This is a genomic window from Bacillus sp. LQ01, from assembly GCF_057624735.1.
Map to the genome: position 1 here is coordinate 394,387 of NZ_JBYEZL010000001.1, position 19,795 is coordinate 414,181.

Here is a 19,795-nt window from a genome sequence, read left to right on the forward strand (position 1 = left end):
ATGTAAGTGAAAGGTGGGGTTACATGTCACTTCGATTTGTGATTGGTAGAGCGGGAAGTGGAAAAAGTACACTTTGTTTACGCGAAGTGCAAGAAGAGTTAAAACAACGCCCGAGAGGGAAAACAATATTATATCTTGTGCCAGAACAGATGACATTCCAGACGCAGCAGGCGTTAATTGGAAGTGAGGATGTAAGAGGTTCTATTCGGGCACAAGTTTTTAGTTTTTCACGATTAGCGTGGAAGGTACTACAAGAAGTTGGCGGAGCGAGTCGTCTTCATATTGATGAAGCGGGTGTACATATGTTACTCCGTAAAATTGTAGAGTCTCGTAAAGATGGATTATCGGTGTTCCAAAAAGCAGCGGAGCAAAACGGTTTCTTTGAACATCTTGGCAGTATGATTGCAGAGTTTAAACGTTACAATGTAACGCCATCTAACGTATATGAAATGTGGCAACAATTGGATGCGCATAGTAGCAGTGCCGAACAAAAGTTACTAGCGAATAAAGTGTATGATTTACAGTTACTATACGATGATTTTGAACGTGCTTTAATTGGAAAATATTTAGATTCAGAAGACTACCTACAATTGCTAGTGGAAAAGCTTCCGCAGTCTGAATATGTAAATGGTGCGGAAATTTATATAGATGGATTTCATTCACTCTCCCCGCAAGAGTTAGAGATTGTAAGACAGCTTATGATTTGCGGAGCGAGAGTTACGATCACGTTAACGATAGATGAAAAAGCGTTAGCACAGCCAGTAAATGAACTCGATTTATTTTATGAAACGACGTTAACGTATGAAAAAATCAAACAAGTAGCGCGTGAAGAGAAAATAGAAATTGAAAAAACAATTCCACTTATGGAACAGCCGCGTTTTCATTCTCCCGCATTAGCGCATTTAGAAGCTCATTATGAAGCGCGTCCGAATGAAAAATTTAACGGTGAAGCGAGTGTAACGATTAGCACAGCTGCGAATTTACGAGCGGAGGTAGAAGGTGTTGCTCGTGAAATTCGTAAACTTGTTGCGAATGAAAAATATCGTTACCGAGATATTGCAGTGCTTCTTCGTAATGGGGAAAGTTATTACGATGTGATGCGCACGTTATTTACAGATTACAATATCCCGCACTTCATCGATGAAAAGCGCCCGATGTCACACCACCCATTAGTAGAATGTATTCGTTCTGCACTCGAGATTATTAGTGGGAATTGGCGTTATGATGCGGTGTTCCGCTGCGTGAAAACAGAGCTTTTATATCCATTAGACGTAAGAAAAGAAACGATGCGTGAAGAAATGGATGAATTTGAAAATTACTGTTTAGCGTACGGTGTACAAGGAAAGAGGTGGACTTCAGAGGATCCATGGATGTATCGCCGTTATCGTTCTCTTGATGATACGAACGGGATGATTACAGACAGTGAACGTGAAATGGAAGAGAAAATAAATAGGTTACGTGACGTTGTAAGAACACCTGTTATTCGCATGCAAAAAAGGTTAAAGCGTGCAGGAACAGTTATGCAAATGTGTGAAGCAGTTTACTTATTTCTAGAAGAGCTGGATGTTCCGAAAAAACTAGAAGAATTACGTATACGTGCAGAAGAAAGTGGAGATTTCTTATTTGCGACAGATCATGAACAAGTATGGGAAGAAGTAATGAGCCTTCTTGATACGTTTGTAGAGATGCTTGGTGAAGAGAAAATGTCTCTTTCTATGTTTACGGACGTTATGTCGACAGGTCTTGAGGCACTTCAATTTGCTAACATTCCGCCGTCATTAGACCAAGTGTTAATTGCTAATATTGATCACTCCAGGTTATCTGACGTGAAAGCAACGTTTATTATAGGTGTAAATGAGGGTGTTATTCCAGCAGCACCTATGGACGAAGGTATGCTTTCTGATGAAGAAAGAGAAGTTCTTGGTGCAGCAGGGATTGAATTAGCGCCAACGACGAGACAAACTTTGTTAGAAGAACAGTTCGTTATGTATCAAATGGTAACGAGAGCATCTGAGAAGTTATATATTTCATGCCCGCTTGCAGATGAAGAAGGAAAGACGTTACTTGCGTCTAGCTTTATTAAGAAAATAAAAAGAATGTTCCCTAATGTGAAAGATTCATTTATTACCAATGACGTAAACGATTTATCACGTTCAGAACAAATTTCATACGTAGCAACGCCAGAAGTAACGTTATCTTACGTTATGCAGCAACTACAAACGTGGAAGCGATACGGATTTGAAGGGAATTTAGACTTTTGGTGGGACGTATATAATTTCTACGTAACTTCAGATGAATGGAAACAAAAAAGTAGCCGCGTCTTATCAAGTTTATTCTATCGAAATCGTGCGAAGAAACTAAGTACAGCAGTAAGTAGAGATTTATACGGAGATATAATTAAAGGAAGCGTCTCTCGTATGGAACTATTTAACCGTTGTGCATACGCTCATTTTGCGCAGCACGGTTTATCGCTTAGAGAGCGTGATATTTTCAAGCTTGATGCGCCGGACATCGGCGAATTATTCCATGCGGCATTAAAGAAAATTGCGGACAAGCTATTGCGTGAAAACCGTACTTGGGCGGATTTATCCATAAAAGAGTGTGAGCATCTTTCTGTTTTAGTAATAGAAGAAATCGCACCGTTATTACAACGACAAATTTTATTAAGTTCAAACCGTCATTTCTATTTAAAACAAAAACTACAACAAATCATTTTCCGTACGTCAATCATTCTTCGTGAACATGCGAAGTCAAGCGGATTCGTACCAGTTGATTTAGAAGTGCCGTTCGGTATGGGTGGTACAGGATCACTTCCGCCGATGGAATTCTCATTACCAAATGGTGTGAAGATGGAAGTTGTCGGCCGTATTGACCGTGTTGATAAGGCAGAAGATGAAAATGGGACGTTCTTACGTATTATTGATTATAAATCAAGTTCAAAAGCGTTAGATTTAACGGAAGTGTATTACGGATTAGCACTTCAAATGTTAACGTATTTAGATGTTGTTACTTCGAATGCGCAGACGTGGATGAAAAAAGGTCACGCAGCATCACCAGCTGGTGTATTGTATTTCCATATTCATAACCCAATCGTTGAGATGAAAGGTGACGCATCTGAAGCTGAAATTGAAAAAGAAATTTTAAAGAAATTTAAAATGAAAGGACTCGTATTAGGAGATGCTGACGTTGTTCGTTTAATGGATAACAAACTTTCAACAGGAAGTTCAGATATTATTTCTGCTGGCCTGAAAAAAGACGGTAGCTTTAGTGCGCGTTCAAGTATTGCAAGTGAGCAAGAGTTTAACGTACTGCAAAAATATGTACACCATACGTTTGAAAATATCGGAAAAGATATTACAGAAGGTGTTATCGATATTGCTCCTTATAAAATGGGAAATAAAGCAGCATGTACGTTCTGTAACTTCAAATCTGTTTGTCAATTTGATGAGTCACTTGAAGATAATCAGTTCCGATCGTTAAAAGATATGAAAGATAGCGAAGCGATGGAGAAAATAAGAGAGGAGGTTGGCGGAGAATGATAGAAAATTGGCCTGAAAAACCAGAAGGTAGTCAATGGACAGATGACCAGTGGAAAGCTGTTGTAGCGAATGGACGTGATATTTTAGTTGCGGCTGCAGCTGGGTCAGGGAAAACAGCAGTATTAGTTGAACGTATTATTAAAAAGATTATTAATGAAGAGAATCCAGTCGATGTCGACCGCCTGCTCGTTGTAACATTTACGAATGCAGCGGCGCAAGAGATGAAAAACCGAATCGGGGAAGCGTTAGAAAAGGTATTAATTGATGAACCAGGCTCTCAACACGTAAGAAAGCAGCTGAGCCTATTAAATAAAGCTTCCATTTCAACAATTCACTCATTCTGTTTACAAGTAATTAGAGGATATTACTACATGCTTGATGTTGATCCTCGTTTCCGTATTGCGAATCAAACAGAAAATGAATTGTTAAAAGAAGAAGTGTTAGATGACATATTAGAAGAAGAGTACGGAATCGAAGATAATACAATCTTCTTTGAACTTGTTGATCGTTATACGAGTGACCGTAGTGATGATGACTTACAACGTATGATTTTAGCGCTTCATACAGAGTCAAGAGCGCATCCAAATCCGGAAAAATGGCTTGATAAATTAGTAGAAGCATATGACGTAGAAGGAAAGACAATTGAAGATTTAGTATATGCTTCTTATTTATTAGAAGATGTGAAATTCCAGCTTGAAACAGCGGAACAGCATATTCGTAAGGCAACTGAACTCGCAATGCTTCCTGACGGTCCAGCGCCTCGCATTGAAACCCTGCAAGCAGATGTAGCTTTACTTGGAACGCTATCATCAGCTGCTCAGGAGTCGTGGACAAGTTTGTATGAAGCGATGCAAAACGTATCGTGGCAAACGTTAAAGCGTATTAAGAAAAGTGATTACAATGAAGATGTTGTAAAACAAGTAGACTCTCTTCGTAATAAAGCGAAAGATGAAGTGAAGAAATTACAAGAAGAGTTATTTAGCCGAAAACCTGAAAGTTTCTTACGAGATTTTCAAGATATGCACCCAGTATTAGAAAAGCTTGTTCAACTTGTAAAAGTATTTACAGAGCGTTTCCAAGCGATGAAGCGAGATAAAGGAATGGTCGATTTCACAGATTTAGAGCATTTCTGTTTACAAATTTTAAGTGAACAAAGTGAAAATGGTGAAATGAATCCGTCAGCAGTGGCGCTCCAATATCGTAATAAATTTGCTGAAGTATTAGTCGATGAATATCAAGATACGAACTTTGTACAGGAATCTATTATTAAATTCGTAACGAAAGATTCTGAGAGTGAAGGAAACTTGTTCATGGTTGGTGACGTAAAGCAGTCGATTTATCGTTTCCGACTAGCCGAACCAGGACTATTCCTAGGAAAATATAAACGCTTCACACAAGAAGGATTGGGCGGTGGAATGAAGATCGACTTAGCGAAAAACTTCCGTAGTCGTCATGAAGTGTTAGCAGGTACGAACTTTATCTTCAAACAAATTATGGGTGAAGAAGTCGGAGAAATCGACTACGATGCAGACGCTGAATTAAAGTTAGGTGCTACCTATCCAGAAGGTGAAGATGTAGCGGCAGAACTACTGTGCATTCAGCAAACGGAAGAAGAAGTAATAGACGGAGAAGAAGGTGCAGAAGTCGAAAAAGCACAGCTTGAAGCTCGTCTTATGGCGCAGCGCATTAAAGCGATGGTTGATTCAGGTTATGAAGTGTATGACCGTAAAAATGATAGTATGCGCCCAGTACAATACCGCGACTTCGTTATTTTACTTCGCTCCATGCCGTGGGCCCCGCAAATTATGGAAGAGTTAAAATTACAAGGAATTCCAGTGTACGCTGACCTTGCGACTGGTTACTTTGAAGCGACGGAAGTAAATATTATGATGAACGTATTCCGCGTTATTGATAATCCGATGCAAGATATTCCGCTTGCAGCTGTACTTCGTTCTCCAATCGTTGGATTGAGCGATGAAGAACTTGCAACGCTTCGTGCTCATGGAAAGAAAAGCTCGTTTTATGAAGTAATGAGCTCATTCTTAAAAGGGGCACCACTTGAAGAGGAGCAAGAACTTCATGATAAATTAGAGTGGTTTTATAACTTACTGCAAGGATGGCGTGAATTTGCACGTCAACAATCACTTTCTGATTTAATTTGGAAAGTGTACGGTGAGACAGGTTATTACGACTTCGTTGGCGGTTTACCAGCTGGAAAGCAAAGGCAGGCAAACTTACGCGTACTATATGACCGCGCAAGACAATACGAAGCAACATCATTTAGAGGATTATTCCGCTTCTTACGTTTTATTGAACGTATTTTAGAACGCGGTGATGACATGGGTACGGCGAGGGCCCTCGGTGAACAAGAAGACGTTGTTCGCATTATGACGATTCATAAAAGTAAAGGGTTAGAGTTCCCGGTTGTATTTGTAGCTGGACTCGGTCGTCGTTTTAATACACAAGACTTAATGAAACGTTTCTTATTGCATAAAGATTTCGGTTTCGGTTCGCAATTTATCGATCCGCGTAAACGAATTAAATATACAACATTATCACAGCTTGCGATTAAGCGTAAAATGAAAATGGAATTAATTGCGGAAGAAATGCGCGTACTATACGTAGCGTTGACGCGCGCGAAAGAGAAGTTAATTTTAATCGGAACAGTTAAGGATGCAAATAAGGAAATGGAAAAATGGCTTGATGCGAGGGAATATAGTGAATGGTTATTACCAGATCACATACGTGCCGGGGCGTCTTGTTATTTAGACTGGATTGCACCTTCATTATATAGACACCGTGATAGTGAAATGCTTCTTGAATTAGGACAAGGAAGTATTCCAGATGAAATTTACGGGTATGACACGAGCTGGAAAGTAGAAGTTGTGGACGGTAATACGCTACTTGCACCAGAGCCAGTTCAAGAAGAGAAACAAGAATTGTTAGAAGCGCTTCGTGAGAAAAAGGCTGTGCCGTTAGAAAGTGAACGAAAAGATGAAGTGTACGACAGATTAATGTGGAAGTACGGATATGAGGAAGCAACATCTCACCGTGCGAAGCAATCTGTTACAGAAATAAAGAGAAATTATCAATCAGAAGATGGTAGTGATAACGCCTTTATTAAAAAACTACGTGCACCAATTAAAACACGTCCGCGCTTTATGGAGAAAAAAGGGTTAACGTACGCAGAGCGCGGAACAGCAGTCCATGCCGTTATGCAGCATGTTGATTTGAAGAAGCCGATTACGGTTGAAGTTCTTCAAGAGCAAATTGCTGGAATGGTAAATAAGGAATTATTAACATTCGAGCAGGCGGAAGAAATAGCGATTGAAAAAGTAATTTCATTCTTTGACAGTGACTTAGGTAAAAGGGTATTAGCGGCGAAAAGTGTTGAGCGTGAAGTTCCATTTACGATGATGCTTGCAGCAGAAGAAGCATATCAAGATTGGCAAGGGAATAGCGGGGAATCGATTCTTGTCCAAGGGGTTATCGACTGCATGATTGAAGAGGAAGATGGCATTACGTTAATCGACTTCAAAACAGATACGATTGAAGGGAAATTTCCAGGCGGATTCGAACAAGCGAAACCAATTTTAGAAGATCGATATAAAGTGCAGCTTTCGTTATATGCAAAAGCACTGGAGAAAAGCTTACAACATCCTGTAAAAGAGAAATGTTTATACTTCTTTGATGGGAATCACGTTGTAAATATTGAAGAATAGAGGGGCTTGAAAATGGTAACGGAAAAAACGTTAAGAACTTGTGAACAGGGACACGAGTACTATAAAAGTAGCGATTGTCCAACTTGCCCAGTCTGTGAGAAAGAGAGAAAACCAAAAGAAGGTTTTCTCTCTCTTCTTTCAGCGCCAGCAAGAAGGGCATTAGAACACCATGGAATTCAAACTGTAGAAGAACTCTCAAAATATAGTGAAAAAGAAATATTAAAACTGCATGGTATGGGACATGCGTCTTTGCCGAAGCTTAGGAGGGCTTTGGAGGAGAGCGGGTTATCATTTAAATAAAATGAAATAGTGCCTCTTCACTACTTACTTGTTTATACCACTATTTGTGGACAGTAAAGTTCTTGCTTATTAAAATTTTATTTTAATAATTTTGAATTAGATAAAAGAAAAAAGTAGGAGAATATCTCCTACTTTTTTTACGCTGTTCCAATCTGATCTTGATCTGCCACATCAGAATCAAATGTATTCGTTGCACTAACACCGTTAAACGTATTCACGACAAACCCAACATTGGAAGCTCCAGATCCGTTATAGGCTTTCGTGTTTTCTTTCGGAGATACGTTATAAAAATCTCCTAAGTTGAAAGAGCCGTTACTGTTTTGCACGACGAGATTTCCTACAACCGAAGGCATACCATCCACCTACTTTACTAAGCTTTTTAATTACTATATGAATTATTGTGCGGAAGGTTCATCCGTAATATATTGGCGGATTTGTATAATACGAGAGTTATTAAAACCATAATCAACATTTCCAATTTGAAAGCAACCAGAATTTAAAAGTGTGCGTAATTCAACGTTATTAACTTCAATAAAAGGGCATTCATTTACAATGTTTAATTTTACATCTGTCGTTCGTTTTGGAATTGTAATGTGTTCATCTGTAAAGATTTCAAAAGCATCAAAGCGACCTTCTCCCCGTATATAAAAAGGAATTTCACGGTGGACGGCAATAGCTCTACTTTTTAATTCCATTTGGTTTGCATCTCCAACTTGAAATACACCAGCAATCCCTAAAGAAATAATAGAAACATTTTGGACAATAGACACATGATGCAACATAATTTCTCAGTCTCCTTAACCTGGAGTAGGAGGGACATCTGTTACTAATGGTACAAATGGACCCTCTGTAACTGTTTCAAATGGTGTATCGAGAATAGAAGATAGAATGAGGAGATTTGCATCTCCAATTAAAAAGAGTGCGGACGACGATACACCGTTCATTTTAATCTGTCCGACTTTTAACTCACGGTTTACAACGTTAAGGTTCATACATACTTACTCCTTTCGGAAATTTCCCGGTATGTGCTGAATAAAGGAGAGAAAGGCTTTGTCAATATCTTGTTTCATTGCCTGAATAATGATATCTCGTAAATAATCTGGATCTGTTGAAATACCTTCATATGATTGCGCTTGTGATAAATAATAAGGGAGTCGATGCTCCATCTGTTTTTTTATGTCATCCACCATCATTTGTCGATACATTTCATCAAGCGGTGTCCGCTCTTCTTGTTCAAAATGGAGAATACGATTATATGCTTCTTCATCTAAGTATCGATGCATTTCTTGGAGGATACCTTGATAAAAGTCTGGGTTTGTTTCAGTTTCAGGGTTTACCTTCAATGTTTCTGTATCCACTTGAAAATCTTCAATTTGTTGTCCTTTTGCTGAAAATGGGTTTAAACCAATATTTAAAGTACCATTTAAATTTTCGACTTTTAATTGATCGAATTTGTATTCCACTTTTCCTACAGAAGAGGAGGGGCGATTTTTTAATTCGTTAAGCTCTTCTTGGAGTTGGCGCACTTGATCTTCTAAATTCAGGATGGCTGCTTGTTGTGTTTGAAGAGCTTGTTGAAGTTGGTGTAAGTAAGTATATATATCTTGATTCATTTGTGAAACCTCCTTTTCAATAGGGAGGGTAAAAATATTCCTGCTATATATTTATGACAAGGATGTCTTAAGAAGAACTAGTTGATGGTTTGATAGAAATAATTTGTCCTTTCGCCTGTAATGGGCGAAGCGGCTCCGTAAATCCGCCCGTATTTGAAAATTTAGATAGGGCTTTAATACTTCCGGCAGTACCAATTTGGAACACAGAAGAGGTTGTAATGCTATCAATTTTAATACTGTTGATGATGATACTTTGGTTTACATAAAAATTCAATGCAATTGCCTCCTTTAAGTTGAGCCAATTATCGCTTGATCGATTACATCTGAATCGTTGACAGTCGTTGCACTTTGATAATTGTAGACAGAAACATTGTCTCCAACGTTGAAAGAGCCGGCCCCGGCGAAAGCACGTGAGTAACTAATAGGCCTAATCGCAAATACATCTCCAATATGAAAAATACCACTTGATCCAATATTGACGATACGAATATGTCCGACCATAGCTGGCATATAAAACACCCTTCGTTTTTAAAATTTTCTTTTCTACTATTGTATGGGCGTTTTCAATAAAATGTGTGTTTTTTTGAAATAAAAGACACACACGCTATTGCGTGTGTGTGTCGAGTGTTTGATTTGGGTGAAAATCCGTATGTACATGCCAAATTACATTTAAGAGCCTGTCCAGTTCTTGGCTACAATCCACTGTTTTTTGAGAAGTCATTCCATAGCGTTCAGCAAAATAAATCATTTTTTCACGTTTTTTTTCAATCGCTTGCTCAAACATTGAAATCGGCTCCATCTCTAAATGAAATTTTTAGTATATATGTAGTACATATTATACAAAAACTCCATAAAAAAGAAATACCTTCGCTAAAAAAAGTAAAATTTCTACATTTTATGCCAAATATAAAGGCGTAACGAATAGGGTATGAGAAGAATATTGTAAAAATTAGCGTGTATGAGAAGGTTTTTTTCTTACGGATGCGAATACAATTAAAGGGCATGAGTTTTAGGATGGAGAGTGGAAATATTGCGTTTTGTAACGGCGAAGAAAGAAGAAAAGGTATTTGTAGGTATTGTGGATGAAGAAGAAAAAAAGGTATTACACTTAAGAGAAGCGCAAAGACAAAAAGGGGAAAAGGTTACAATCCCTATTACAATGTTAGAGTGTATTGAAAGAGGAACTGAATGCTTTGAGAAAGTATGTGAAATTGTAAATTGGGCAAAAGAGAACGGGGAAGCGGCGTATTATCCGTTAACAGAGGTGAAAATATTAGCACCGATTCCAAGGCCAAGAAAGAATATTTTGTGCGTTGGAAAAAACTATCGTGAGCATGCCATAGAAATGGGCGGAATAGAGTCTATTCCAGAAAATATAATGATTTTTACGAAAGCACCAACAACAGTTATTGGCATAAATGAGCAAATTAATGGTCACCCTCATGCAACGGACGAACTAGATTACGAAGGAGAATTAGCTATCATTATTGGTAAGCGAGGGAAGCAAATAAAAAAAGAAAAAGCGCTTGAGCATGTTTTTGGTTATACGATTATAAATGATGTAACAGCTCGAGACATTCAAAGAAAACATAAACAGTTTTTCCTTGGGAAAAGCTTCGATACATTTTGTCCGATGGGACCGTATTTAATTCATAAATCGGTGGTTAATGCGCCGAATGCATTACACATTGAAACGGTAGTAAATGGAGAAGTAAGGCAAACTTCCAACACAAATAAAATGATTTTTTCAATAGAAGAAATTATTTCAACGATAAGTAAAGGAATGACTTTAGAACCAGGCGATATTATCGCAACAGGAACCCCGGCTGGTGTCGGAAAAGGTTTCACACCACCGAAGTTTTTACATGCTGGTGATGAAGTGGTTATTACAGTAGAAGGAATTGGTACTTTGCGAAATGTAGTGAAGTGAAGAAAAGAGCTATCTTGTTAAAAGATAGCTCTTTTTTATGGCCTTGGGTTATAGAGGTAATCAATAACGGAAAAAGTGTAAAGACCAATGAATGCAAGTGTACAAATGCCAAATAGTATAACCGTAAGTGCGCTTTTTTCTCGTCCAAAACCAATGATAGTAAGAATAACAGCAGTCCAAAATGATGCTTTCAGTAGTGTGAATGTAGTAGGAGTTGAGTAGTGAGTAAGCCATGTTGTGGAAAGTAGGAAGCCAAAGAATGTAACTAAAATAAAAGATGTAGCTAAATAGTTAATATGTTTACCATATCTTAATAGCATATCGCATCTCCTTTACGATTTTAAAATACAGAAAATTACAAAATTATCTTAATGTAAATGAATATAAAAAGAAAGAGGTTGTCCCAACATGTCGGACAACCTCTCTATCATTACGATAATACAGCTTTAATTTTTTGGAATGCCCACTCTAAATCTTCTTCAGAGATTACTAGAGGTGGTGCGATACGAATTACGTTTTCATGTGTTTCTTTACATAGTAGACCAGCTGCTTTTAGTTGTTCACAGTAAGGACGAGCTGGTTCGTTTAATTCGATACCGATGAATAAACCTTTACCGCGAACTTCAGTGATCATTGGGTTATCAATCTCTTTTAATTGCCCAACTAATTTTTCACCTAATTGAAGAGAACGCTCTGTTAATTTTTCTTCTTCTAACACTTCAAGAGCTGCGATAGAAACAGCACATGCAAGTGGGTTACCACCGAATGTAGAACCGTGAGAACCTGGCTCGAATACGCCTAAAATGTCGCGGTTTGCTGCTACGCAAGAGATTGGGAATACGCCGCCGCCAAGTGCTTTACCAAGTATGTACATGTCAGGAGTTACATTGTCCCAGTCACAAGCAAATACTTTACCAGTACGGCCTAAGCCAGTTTGGATTTCATCTGCTACAAATAAAACGTTTTCTTTTTTACATACTTCAAAAGCTTCTTTTAAGTAACCAGCTGGTGGGATGTTAATTCCTGCTTCACCTTGAATTGGCTCTAAAATGAATGCTGCTGTGTTTGGTGTAATTGCGGCTTTTAATGCTTCTAAATCACCGTAAGGAATTACAACGATGCCAGGAAGCATTGGACCGAATCCACGCTTGTACTCTTCGTTTGAAGACATAGAAACAGAACCCATTGTACGTCCGTGGAAGTTATCTTCACAAACGATGATTTCAGCGCGGTTTGCTTCTACTTTCTTCACATCGTAAGCCCAGCGACGAACTGTTTTAATTGCAGTTTCAACAGCTTCAGCACCTGTATTCATTGGAAGTACCATTTCTTTATTAGTTAGTTTCGCAACTTTTTCGTACCAAGGACCTAATTGATCGCTATGGAAAGCACGAGAAGTTAACGTAACACGATTAGCTTGGTCAATTAAAGCGTTAATAATTTTCGGGTGACGATGACCTTGGTTTACTGCAGAATATGCACTTAATAAGTCCATATAGCGGTTTCCTTCAGGATCTTCTACCCAAACACCTTCTGCTTTAGAAATAACGATTGGAAGTGGGTGATAGTTATTTGCTCCGTATGTGTCTGTAAGTTCGATAATATCCTTAGTTTGAATCATGATTGTTCCCCCTTTTGTTATTACAAGAAGTTTGTAAATACTCTAAATATTATAGCATTTAAATGTAAAAAAGCGAAACATTTCCTGAAAATAAATGAACATGTTATCATATAGAGTGAAAAAGTGTGAAAAGAGGAGGTAAGGGATACGATGGTACATATGCATATTACAGCATGGGCGTTAGGTTTAATTTTATTCTTCGTTGCGTATTCACTTTATTCAGCAGGAAGAAAAGGTAAGGGTGTACATATGGGGCTTCGCCTAATGTATATCATCATTATTGTGACAGGCTTCATGTTGTACATGAGTATTGTGAAGACAGCAACAGGTAGCATGCACATGTGGTACGGCCTGAAAATGTTAGCTGGTATTTTAGTTATCGGCGGAATGGAAATGGTTCTTGTGAAAATGAGCAAAAACAAACCAACAGGGGCGGTTTGGGGCTTATTTATTGTTGCGCTAGTAGCAGTATTATACTTAGGACTGAAATTGCCACTTGGCTGGTACGTATTCAAATAAAAATAAAACCACCTTATAATCTCAAAGACTTGGGAGATAAGGTGGTTTTTTATTTTATGTCGCATCGATATGCAACTCTTCTCCATTTACTTTCGTAAAACGGAACATATTTTTATTTGACGTAGTGTGACGGACGAAATGGTGCTGCAGTGTACAGATCATTTCGTCGTTATCAAACAAAAGAATATTTACTCCTTCGCGTGACTCCTCTTTCGGTAAGAAAGATAAATAATTATGACAATACATGCAATCATATAAAGAGTAGTGAAGTGATTGCAATGATTCAGTTAATAATGTGAAGACAGAGTCAGGTAATTCCTCGAGCCATTCATTATAGCTAAGAAGTAACTTTTTTCGAATACGTACCATTTCACCATTTTGCAAATGGTGTTGCTCGTTGGCGATTTGTAATACATCTTGTTCATAGAAACGGGCTGGTAACCAATTGTTATTATACAAAATTTCAAACCCATCTTCGGCAATATCTTCTAATAGAAACGCTTCATCATTTTCATCATCAAAGAATACCCATTCATTGTTTATATATTCTACATTACCGACTGTATGAGCACGGGGCTGGTTATATAAAATATGTTTACGTTGTATCATATACGATTTCTCCTTTATGAAAAGTAGTTATTCCTGTTATAGACAGTTCGTGCGTTCTTTATAACTAGACACATCTAGACATAGGTGGGCATACAATAAAACACGTTTTACTGAGTGAGAATGCTATTCCATATGTGGATAGTAGGTTATCGTCAAGTTTTTCATTTTTTGATCCGCACTCTTAGGGTGGGGATTACTGCACGTTCAAGAAAAGAAATAAGATGGAAGGATGATTTATATGTGCGGGATTACAGGATGGGTGGATTATAAACGCTCATTAGAAGGAGAAAGAGATGTCGTTACGAAGATGGCTGAGACGTTAGCGAAGCGGGGGCCGGATGATAATAAAGTTTGGATTAAAGGAAATGTCGCATTTGGGCATAAACGGTTAATTGTTGTTGATCCTGAGGGGGGGAAACAACCGATGACTTGTTTAAAAGATGAAACGAATTATGCCATTTGCTATAACGGTGAACTTTATAACACAGAAGACATTCGAAAGGAATTATTAAGAAGAGGGTATACGTTCAAAGGTCATTCTGATACAGAAGTATTATTAGCTTCTTATATTGAATGGAAAGAAGAATGTGTCGATCATTTAAACGGTATATATGCGTTTGCAGTATGGGATGAACAGAAAGAACAAGTATTTATTGCGAGAGATCGATTAGGTGTAAAGCCACTTTTTTATAAATATGATAGCGGACGCTTACTATTTGGTTCGGAGTTAAAAGCGATATTGTCGCATCCAGATGTGAAGGCGGAAGTAACATTAGAAGGGTTATCAGAAATATTCGGACTCGGACCGTCAAGAACGCCTGGCCACGGTATTTATGCTGGTATAAAAGAATTACGTCCAGGTCATGCGATGACATTTTCAAAGAACGGTTTGTGTATATGGAGATATTGGAATGTAGAAAGTAAAAAACATGAAGACTCTTTTGAAGAAACAGTAGAGAAAACGCGTTTTTTACTACAAGATGCTATTACAAGACAGCTTGTTTCTGATGTACCACTATGTACTTTTTTATCAGGTGGTGTAGATTCGAGCGCTATTACAGCTATTGCAGCGAAAGAATATGAGAGATCGGGAAAAGGGCAATTACACACGTATTCTATTGATTACGAAGATAATGACAAATACTTTAAAGCAAATGCATTCCAGCCAAATTCAGATGCTCCGTTTATTAATTTAATGACTGAGACATTTCAAACAACCCATCATCGCTGCGTCATTTCGAATGAAAAATTAGCAGAGTATTTAACTGAAGCAGTACTTGTTCGTGATTTGCCTGGTATGGCAGATATCGATTCGTCATTATTATGGTTTTGCCGAGAAATTAAACAAGATTTTGTCGTTGGCTTATCTGGAGAATGTGCAGATGAAATATTTGGTGGATATCCGTGGTTTTATAGAGAAGATGATTTACAATCGAGTGCATTTCCATGGATGCGTTCTACAGAGGCACGTGAACAACTTCTAAAAAAAGAATGGAGAAATAAATTAAAATTACAACAATATGTACAAAGGCGTTATGAAGAGTCGATTCAAGAAGTTCCTATTTTAGAGGGGGAAAGTCCGCTAGAAGCAAAAAGACGCCAATTATTTTATTTAAATATGGTATGGTTTATGACAACATTATTAGACAGAAAAGACCGCATGAGTATGGGGGCAAGTTTAGAAGTACGTGTTCCATTTGCAGATCATCGTCTTGTCGAATATGCGTGGAATATTCCTTGGGAAATGAAAATGTATAAAAACCGCGAAAAAGGTCTATTACGTAAAGCGTTAGAAGATGTACTTCCGCATGACATCTTATATAGAAAGAAGAGTCCGTATCCGAAAACGCACAATCCACACTATACAAACGCAGTAACAGTATGGCTTCAAAATATATTAACGGATAAAGGTTCAATTTTACACGAACTGTTTGATAAAGAGCAGTTGAGCGGATTGATTCAGTCTGGCGGCAGTGCATTTCAAACACCATGGTTTGGTCAATTGATGACTGGGCCACAGCTTTTAGCTCATTTAGCACAAATTCATGTTTGGTTTAAAGAATATGGGGTAAATATTAAGGAATAAGGGAAAAGCGGCTTACAATTATGTAAGTCGCTTTTTATTAAAGAAATTGTCATATAAAATTCAAAATCACCTTATAAATAATACTTAATTAGAATTATTATTTTGACGTACTTATTATTACTTGTTATAATTGGAAACAAACGTTCGGAAAAAGATTCTCATTTATAAAATTGAGGTGTTATATAGATGACAAAGAAAAGAATAGGTTTACTCGTAATGGCGTATGGAACACCAGAATCATTAGACGATGTAGAGGCATATTATACACATATCCGTCACGGGCGTACGCCATCAGAAGAAGCGCTTGAAGATTTAATTGGGCGCTATAAAGCGATTGGTGGAATTTCACCGCTTGCAAAAATTACGAAAGAGCAGGCGCATAAATTAACAGATTCAATGAATAACATATTTACAGAGTATGAATTTACTTGTTACTTAGGTTTAAAACATATTGCACCATTTATAGAAGATGCGGTAGAAGAAATGAAGCGTGATGGGATTGAGCAAGCGATTAGTATCGTATTAGCGCCACATTACTCTACATTTAGCATTAAAGCGTATAATGACCGTGCTATTCGTCTTTCGCAAGAAATTGGTGGTCCTGTTATTGAACCAGTTGAACAATGGTATGATGAACCGAAATTTATTTCGTATTGGGCAGACCAAATAAAAGAGACGTTTACAGAAATTGATAATAAAGAGAAAGCAGTCGTAATTTTTTCAGCGCATAGTTTGCCAGAAAAAATTATTGCAACAGGAGACCCATATGTAGAACAACTAAAGCATACGGCAGATTTAATTGCAGAAGCTGCAAATATTCAAAACTATACAATCGGTTGGCAAAGTGCTGGGAATACTCCAGATCCGTGGATTGGTCCAGATGTGCAAGATTTAACGAAAGATTTATATGAAGAGCATGGGTACGAATCTTTCGTATATTGCCCAGTTGGTTTTGTAGCGGAGCATTTAGAAGTTTTATATGACAACGATTATGAATGTAAAGTTGTAACGGATGAATTAAATGCCAAATATTTCAGACCAAATATGCCGAATGCACAATCTGCATTTATCGACTGTTTGGCTGAAATTGTTTCCAAAAAAGTGAAGGAAATAGTTGACAAAGATTTAGTTTTGAATAATAATTAATTTATAATAATTTTAAATAAATAATTATTACTACGAAAGAAAGAGGAGGATCCCCCTAGATGAATCCAAATAATCGCTTAACAACAAACCAAGGTGCTCCAGTTGGAGACAACCAAAATTCTCGTACAGCTGGTCGTCGTGGACCAGTATTATTAGAAGACTATCATTTAGTAGAAAAACTTGCGCACTTTGATCGTGAACGTATTCCGGAGCGTGTTGTGCATGCACGTGGTGCAGGTGCTCACGGTGTATTCGTAACGAAAAATAGTATGAAGCAATATACGAAAGCAGCATTTTTACAAAATGAAGGAACTGAAACGCCTGTATTTGTTCGTTTTTCAACGGTTATTCATGGTCAAGGTTCTCCTGAAACAGCACGTGACCCACGTGGGTTTGCTGTTAAATTTTATACAGAAGAAGGAAACTACGATATCGTAGGTAATCATTTACCAGTTTTCTTCATTCGTGATGCAATTAAATTCCCTGATATGGTACATTCCTTAAAACCAGCACCTGATACGAATATTCAAACGCCAGATCGTTATTGGGATTTCATGACGTTAAGTCCAGAATCTACACATATGATGACATGGGTATTTTCTGATTACGGTACACCAGCAAGCTATCGTGAAATGGAAGGTTTCGGCGTCCATTCATTTAAATGGATTAATGAAGAAGGCAAAATTGTTTATATTAAATACCACTGGAAACCACAGCAAGGTGTACGTAACTTAAATGCGAAAGAAGTGCAAGAAGTACAAGGGAAAGACTTCAATCATGCAACTCGTGACTTGTTCGATGCAATCGAAAAAGGAAATTACCCAAAATGGGATTTACACGTACAAGTTATGCAATTAGATGAAATGGACTCTTTGGACTTTGATCCGCTAGATCCAACGAAAGTATGGCCAGAAGATCGCTTCCCATTAATGGAAGTAGGGACAATGACGTTAAATCGTAATCCGAAAAACTTCTTTGCAGAAGTAGAGCAAGTAGCGTTCTCTCCAAGTGCAACTGTAAATGGTATTGAGCCATCGGAAGATAAATTATTACAAGGTCGTTTATTCTCTTACCCAGATACACAGCGTTATCGTCTTGGTGCAAATTACTTACAAATTCCTGTAAACTGCCCATACGCAGCTGTTCATAATCAACAACGTGATGGTGCGATGCAAGTGAATCAAAACCCATCTACAATCAACTACGAACCGAGTCGTCATGCAGAGAATCCAGTTGAAGATAAAACTTACCGCGATTCAACTATGAAAGTAGAAGGCTATGTATCTCGTGAAAAAATTGAGAAACCAAATGACTTCAAACAAGCAGGTGAGCGTTACCGTTCATTCTCTAAAGAAGAGCAAGATAACTTAATTGCAAACTTAACAAATGATCTAAAAGACGTAAATGAACGCACAAAATTATTAGCTGTTTGTAACTTCTTCCGTGCAGATCAAGAATACGGTATGCGTTTAGCACAGGCATTAAATGTTGATATTACGCAATATGTAGGAAATGCTCCGAAATAAATAGGAAAAGACGACCGGGCTTTGGTCGTCTTTTTTGTATAAAGTTATGTGGGGTATTTCGCATGTAAAACATGTCGGAATTTGTTGGTAAATCGATATGTTGTGTCGAACCGTTGATATATTGAAAGAAACAATCGATATATTTGAAAAATCGTTGATATATCCAAAAAATCGCTGATATATTCTCTCTAATACCAGATTGGGTATTGAGAAATCTATGTAACAAGTTCCCATTATTTAATAAGGCTAAGTGGCCTGAGTTCTACGATAGATAGGAACTCAGGCTTTTTTATGCAAAAAATTTATGAAATCTTTTTGGAATAAAACTGAGGACAAGAAAGAGGGCGATTTCTCCTAAAATAGCGACAATGATATTGAATAAAAAGGTACGGAAATTTGCAGTGATATGAGTAAGAATCGCGTATTTCCAATAAGATAAGCTCATGAAAATCACTCCTTGTAGCATTTTTTATAGTATATAAAATTTGTTTCGTAAAAGTGCGTGTCTTAGTTTGTGATTTGCGAAAAAACAAAATAAATTCTCAATATAATCTCAACAATTGCGTAACAAAACATGGAATATATTACCTGTTTAATGGCATAGGAATAGGAGTGTTTACAAAAATGTTTTTTGAATTAATATAAAATTTGCAAAAAACTAATAAATTGTTGAAATAATGCAAACGTAAATATATACTCTATATATACTTTTTACAAAAAAAGGATGTGATGAAATGAATTACATGTTTACTTGGTAGGATAGGATTGATTCACTTTACAAATTCGAAAAAAATTAAGTGAGGAGAAATGTACATGTTTCAATTTATGAAATCACCAATCGGTATAGCGGTTGGAGTAGCAGCGGTTATATTAGCGTCACCAAAAGCGAGAAAGGGGTTAAGAAAGCTAGCGGTAAAAACAGTATCTGCTTTTCTCGGTGCAAAAGAACAAATTCAAAATGCTAGTTCAGAAATGGAAGAAGCTTTACCGAAAGTAAAAGAAGCGGCACGTAAAGTGGCAGTAAAAACAGTATCGCCAATTATTGGAGCAGTAGAAGCTGTACCGACAACTATTTCTAAATTTCAGGAAAAATGGGCGTCTCGTGTAAATGCATATCATTCTGAGCAGAGTGTAGATTACGAAAGCATACCTGTTACTCCTTAGATAGTAAGTGATTTTACTTC

Annotated in this window: 20 protein-coding genes; 9 read left to right on the plus strand and 11 right to left on the minus strand. The window is 37.5% G+C overall.

Going from position 1 to position 19,795, the window contains the following annotated elements; genetic code table 11:
• The first annotated feature begins 23 nt into the window (after nt 1-23).
• From addB to AC22L0_RS02180, 3 genes are read left to right on the plus strand one after another with little or no spacing between them, the layout of a single operon-like run.
• A complete protein-coding gene (addB, locus tag AC22L0_RS02170; RefSeq protein ID WP_000058605.1) occupies nt 24-3,539 on the plus strand; it encodes a helicase-exonuclease AddAB subunit AddB in 3,516 nt (1,171 codons plus the stop codon).
• Nucleotides 3,536-7,261 (plus strand): helicase-exonuclease AddAB subunit AddA, encoded by a 3,726-nt coding sequence (gene addA / locus AC22L0_RS02175; protein WP_487272123.1) that lies wholly within the window; start codon nt 3,536-3,538, stop codon nt 7,259-7,261. Before addB ends, addA begins: the two co-directional genes overlap by 4 nt.
• Before the next feature lie 12 nt (nt 7,262-7,273).
• Entirely contained in the window at nt 7,274-7,561 is a 288-nt protein-coding gene (locus AC22L0_RS02180; RefSeq protein WP_000255725.1) for an RNA polymerase alpha subunit C-terminal domain-containing protein, read from the plus strand.
• A gap of 137 nt (nt 7,562-7,698) precedes the next feature.
• Here AC22L0_RS02180 and gerPF read toward each other — a convergent pair whose 3' ends face one another.
• The 7 genes from gerPF to AC22L0_RS02215 all read right to left on the minus strand — a co-directional run bounded on the left by gerPF (nt 7,699) and on the right by AC22L0_RS02215 (nt 9,958).
• The gene (gene gerPF, locus AC22L0_RS02185; protein ID WP_001141566.1) at nt 7,699-7,914 is read right to left on the minus strand and encodes a spore germination protein GerPF; all 216 of its coding nucleotides are present in this window, start codon (nt 7,912-7,914) and stop codon (nt 7,699-7,701) included.
• Between the two features lie 42 nt (nt 7,915-7,956).
• Nucleotides 7,957-8,343 (minus strand): spore germination protein GerPE, encoded by a 387-nt coding sequence (locus AC22L0_RS02190; protein WP_000902322.1) that lies wholly within the window; start codon nt 8,341-8,343, stop codon nt 7,957-7,959.
• A 15-nt stretch (nt 8,344-8,358) separates the two neighbouring features.
• Complete coding sequence (gene gerPD / locus AC22L0_RS02195; protein ID WP_001052807.1) at nt 8,359-8,553, minus strand: spore germination protein GerPD; 195 nt, start codon at nt 8,551-8,553, stop codon at nt 8,359-8,361.
• A gap of 6 nt (nt 8,554-8,559) precedes the next feature.
• Nucleotides 8,560-9,174: a spore germination protein GerPC gene (gerPC, locus tag AC22L0_RS02200; protein ID WP_001070760.1), complete on the minus strand. Its 615-nt coding sequence runs from the start codon at nt 9,172-9,174 to the stop codon at nt 8,560-8,562.
• Nucleotides 9,175-9,241: 67 nt separating this feature from the next.
• Complete coding sequence (gene gerPB, locus AC22L0_RS02205) at nt 9,242-9,448, minus strand: spore germination protein GerPB (protein WP_001012508.1); 207 nt, start codon at nt 9,446-9,448, stop codon at nt 9,242-9,244.
• A gap of 14 nt (nt 9,449-9,462) precedes the next feature.
• Nucleotides 9,463-9,684, minus strand: a complete 222-nt coding sequence (gene gerPA, locus AC22L0_RS02210; protein ID WP_001111187.1) for a spore germination protein GerPA — start codon at nt 9,682-9,684, stop codon at nt 9,463-9,465.
• 94 nt (nt 9,685-9,778) lie between these two features.
• On the minus strand, nt 9,779-9,958 hold the full coding sequence (locus tag AC22L0_RS02215) for an aspartyl-phosphate phosphatase Spo0E family protein (RefSeq protein WP_000462845.1): 180 nt from the start codon (nt 9,956-9,958) through the stop codon (nt 9,779-9,781).
• A gap of 246 nt (nt 9,959-10,204) precedes the next feature.
• Here AC22L0_RS02215 and AC22L0_RS02220 point away from each other — a divergent pair, with 246 nt between their 5' ends.
• Entirely contained in the window at nt 10,205-11,104 is a 900-nt protein-coding gene (locus AC22L0_RS02220) for a fumarylacetoacetate hydrolase family protein (RefSeq protein WP_001213086.1), read from the plus strand.
• A 35-nt stretch (nt 11,105-11,139) separates the two neighbouring features.
• Here AC22L0_RS02220 and AC22L0_RS02225 read toward each other — a convergent pair whose 3' ends face one another.
• Complete coding sequence (locus AC22L0_RS02225) at nt 11,140-11,424, minus strand: hypothetical protein (RefSeq protein WP_000926864.1); 285 nt, start codon at nt 11,422-11,424, stop codon at nt 11,140-11,142.
• 110 nt (nt 11,425-11,534) lie between these two features.
• On the minus strand, nt 11,535-12,725 hold the full coding sequence (gene rocD, locus AC22L0_RS02230) for an ornithine aminotransferase (protein ID WP_000616658.1): 1,191 nt from the start codon (nt 12,723-12,725) through the stop codon (nt 11,535-11,537).
• 150 nt (nt 12,726-12,875) lie between these two features.
• Here rocD and AC22L0_RS02235 point away from each other — a divergent pair, with 150 nt between their 5' ends.
• Entirely contained in the window at nt 12,876-13,244 is a 369-nt protein-coding gene (locus AC22L0_RS02235; RefSeq protein ID WP_000233495.1) for a YisL family protein, read from the plus strand.
• A gap of 54 nt (nt 13,245-13,298) precedes the next feature.
• On the opposite strand, the gene AC22L0_RS02240 is transcribed toward AC22L0_RS02235, so the two are convergent.
• Nucleotides 13,299-13,853 carry a DUF2777 domain-containing protein gene (locus tag AC22L0_RS02240; protein WP_000616049.1) on the minus strand — a complete coding sequence of 185 codons (555 nt, stop codon included), beginning with the start codon at nt 13,851-13,853 and terminating at the stop codon, nt 13,299-13,301.
• Nucleotides 13,854-14,091: 238 nt separating this feature from the next.
• Between AC22L0_RS02240 and asnB the strand changes: the two genes are divergently transcribed.
• The 3 genes from asnB to katB all read left to right on the plus strand — a co-directional run bounded on the left by asnB (nt 14,092) and on the right by katB (nt 18,611).
• Nucleotides 14,092-15,939 carry an asparagine synthase (glutamine-hydrolyzing) gene (gene asnB, locus AC22L0_RS02245; protein ID WP_162279730.1) on the plus strand — a complete coding sequence of 616 codons (1,848 nt, stop codon included), beginning with the start codon at nt 14,092-14,094 and terminating at the stop codon, nt 15,937-15,939.
• A gap of 186 nt (nt 15,940-16,125) precedes the next feature.
• On the plus strand, nt 16,126-17,085 hold the full coding sequence (hemH, locus tag AC22L0_RS02250) for a ferrochelatase (protein ID WP_065704614.1): 960 nt from the start codon (nt 16,126-16,128) through the stop codon (nt 17,083-17,085).
• Nucleotides 17,086-17,144: 59 nt separating this feature from the next.
• Nucleotides 17,145-18,611 (plus strand): catalase KatB, encoded by a 1,467-nt coding sequence (katB, locus tag AC22L0_RS02255; protein WP_098021194.1) that lies wholly within the window; start codon nt 17,145-17,147, stop codon nt 18,609-18,611.
• 289 nt (nt 18,612-18,900) lie between these two features.
• Here the strand turns inward: katB and AC22L0_RS02260 are convergent, their stop codons facing one another.
• The gene (locus AC22L0_RS02260) at nt 18,901-19,056 is read right to left on the minus strand and encodes a hypothetical protein (protein ID WP_023901154.1); all 156 of its coding nucleotides are present in this window, start codon (nt 19,054-19,056) and stop codon (nt 18,901-18,903) included.
• Nucleotides 19,057-19,424: 368 nt separating this feature from the next.
• Between AC22L0_RS02260 and AC22L0_RS02265 the strand changes: the two genes are divergently transcribed.
• The gene (locus AC22L0_RS02265) at nt 19,425-19,775 is read left to right on the plus strand and encodes a YtxH domain-containing protein (protein WP_000486133.1); all 351 of its coding nucleotides are present in this window, start codon (nt 19,425-19,427) and stop codon (nt 19,773-19,775) included.
• Nucleotides 19,776-19,795 lie beyond the last annotated feature (20 nt).

Excerpts from the sequence above, each read along its gene's own strand:
- gerPD (WP_001052807.1), bottom strand. The coding sequence starts at position 8,553 with ATGAACCTTAACGTTGTAAACCGTGAGTTAAAAGTCGGACAGATTAAA.
- addB (WP_000058605.1), top strand. The coding sequence starts at position 24 with ATGTCACTTCGATTTGTGATTGGTAGAGCGGGAAGTGGAAAAAGTACA.
- katB (WP_098021194.1), top strand. The coding sequence starts at position 17,145 with ATGAATCCAAATAATCGCTTAACAACAAACCAAGGTGCTCCAGTTGGA.
- AC22L0_RS02260 (WP_023901154.1), bottom strand. The coding sequence starts at position 19,056 with ATGAGCTTATCTTATTGGAAATACGCGATTCTTACTCATATCACTGCA.
- AC22L0_RS02235 (WP_000233495.1), top strand. The coding sequence starts at position 12,876 with ATGGTACATATGCATATTACAGCATGGGCGTTAGGTTTAATTTTATTC.
- addA (WP_487272123.1), top strand. The coding sequence starts at position 3,536 with ATGATAGAAAATTGGCCTGAAAAACCAGAAGGTAGTCAATGGACAGAT.
- rocD (WP_000616658.1), bottom strand. The coding sequence starts at position 12,725 with ATGATTCAAACTAAGGATATTATCGAACTTACAGACACATACGGAGCA.
- AC22L0_RS02190 (WP_000902322.1), bottom strand. The coding sequence starts at position 8,343 with ATGTTGCATCATGTGTCTATTGTCCAAAATGTTTCTATTATTTCTTTA.
- AC22L0_RS02240 (WP_000616049.1), bottom strand. The coding sequence starts at position 13,853 with ATGATACAACGTAAACATATTTTATATAACCAGCCCCGTGCTCATACA.
- AC22L0_RS02265 (WP_000486133.1), top strand. The coding sequence starts at position 19,425 with ATGTTTCAATTTATGAAATCACCAATCGGTATAGCGGTTGGAGTAGCA.
- asnB (WP_162279730.1), top strand. The coding sequence starts at position 14,092 with ATGTGCGGGATTACAGGATGGGTGGATTATAAACGCTCATTAGAAGGA.
- AC22L0_RS02180 (WP_000255725.1), top strand. The coding sequence starts at position 7,274 with ATGGTAACGGAAAAAACGTTAAGAACTTGTGAACAGGGACACGAGTAC.
- AC22L0_RS02215 (WP_000462845.1), bottom strand. The coding sequence starts at position 9,958 with ATGTTTGAGCAAGCGATTGAAAAAAAACGTGAAAAAATGATTTATTTT.
- gerPF (WP_001141566.1), bottom strand. The coding sequence starts at position 7,914 with ATGCCTTCGGTTGTAGGAAATCTCGTCGTGCAAAACAGTAACGGCTCT.
- hemH (WP_065704614.1), top strand. The coding sequence starts at position 16,126 with ATGACAAAGAAAAGAATAGGTTTACTCGTAATGGCGTATGGAACACCA.
- gerPC (WP_001070760.1), bottom strand. The coding sequence starts at position 9,174 with ATGAATCAAGATATATATACTTACTTACACCAACTTCAACAAGCTCTT.
- AC22L0_RS02225 (WP_000926864.1), bottom strand. The coding sequence starts at position 11,424 with ATGCTATTAAGATATGGTAAACATATTAACTATTTAGCTACATCTTTT.
- gerPA (WP_001111187.1), bottom strand. The coding sequence starts at position 9,684 with ATGCCAGCTATGGTCGGACATATTCGTATCGTCAATATTGGATCAAGT.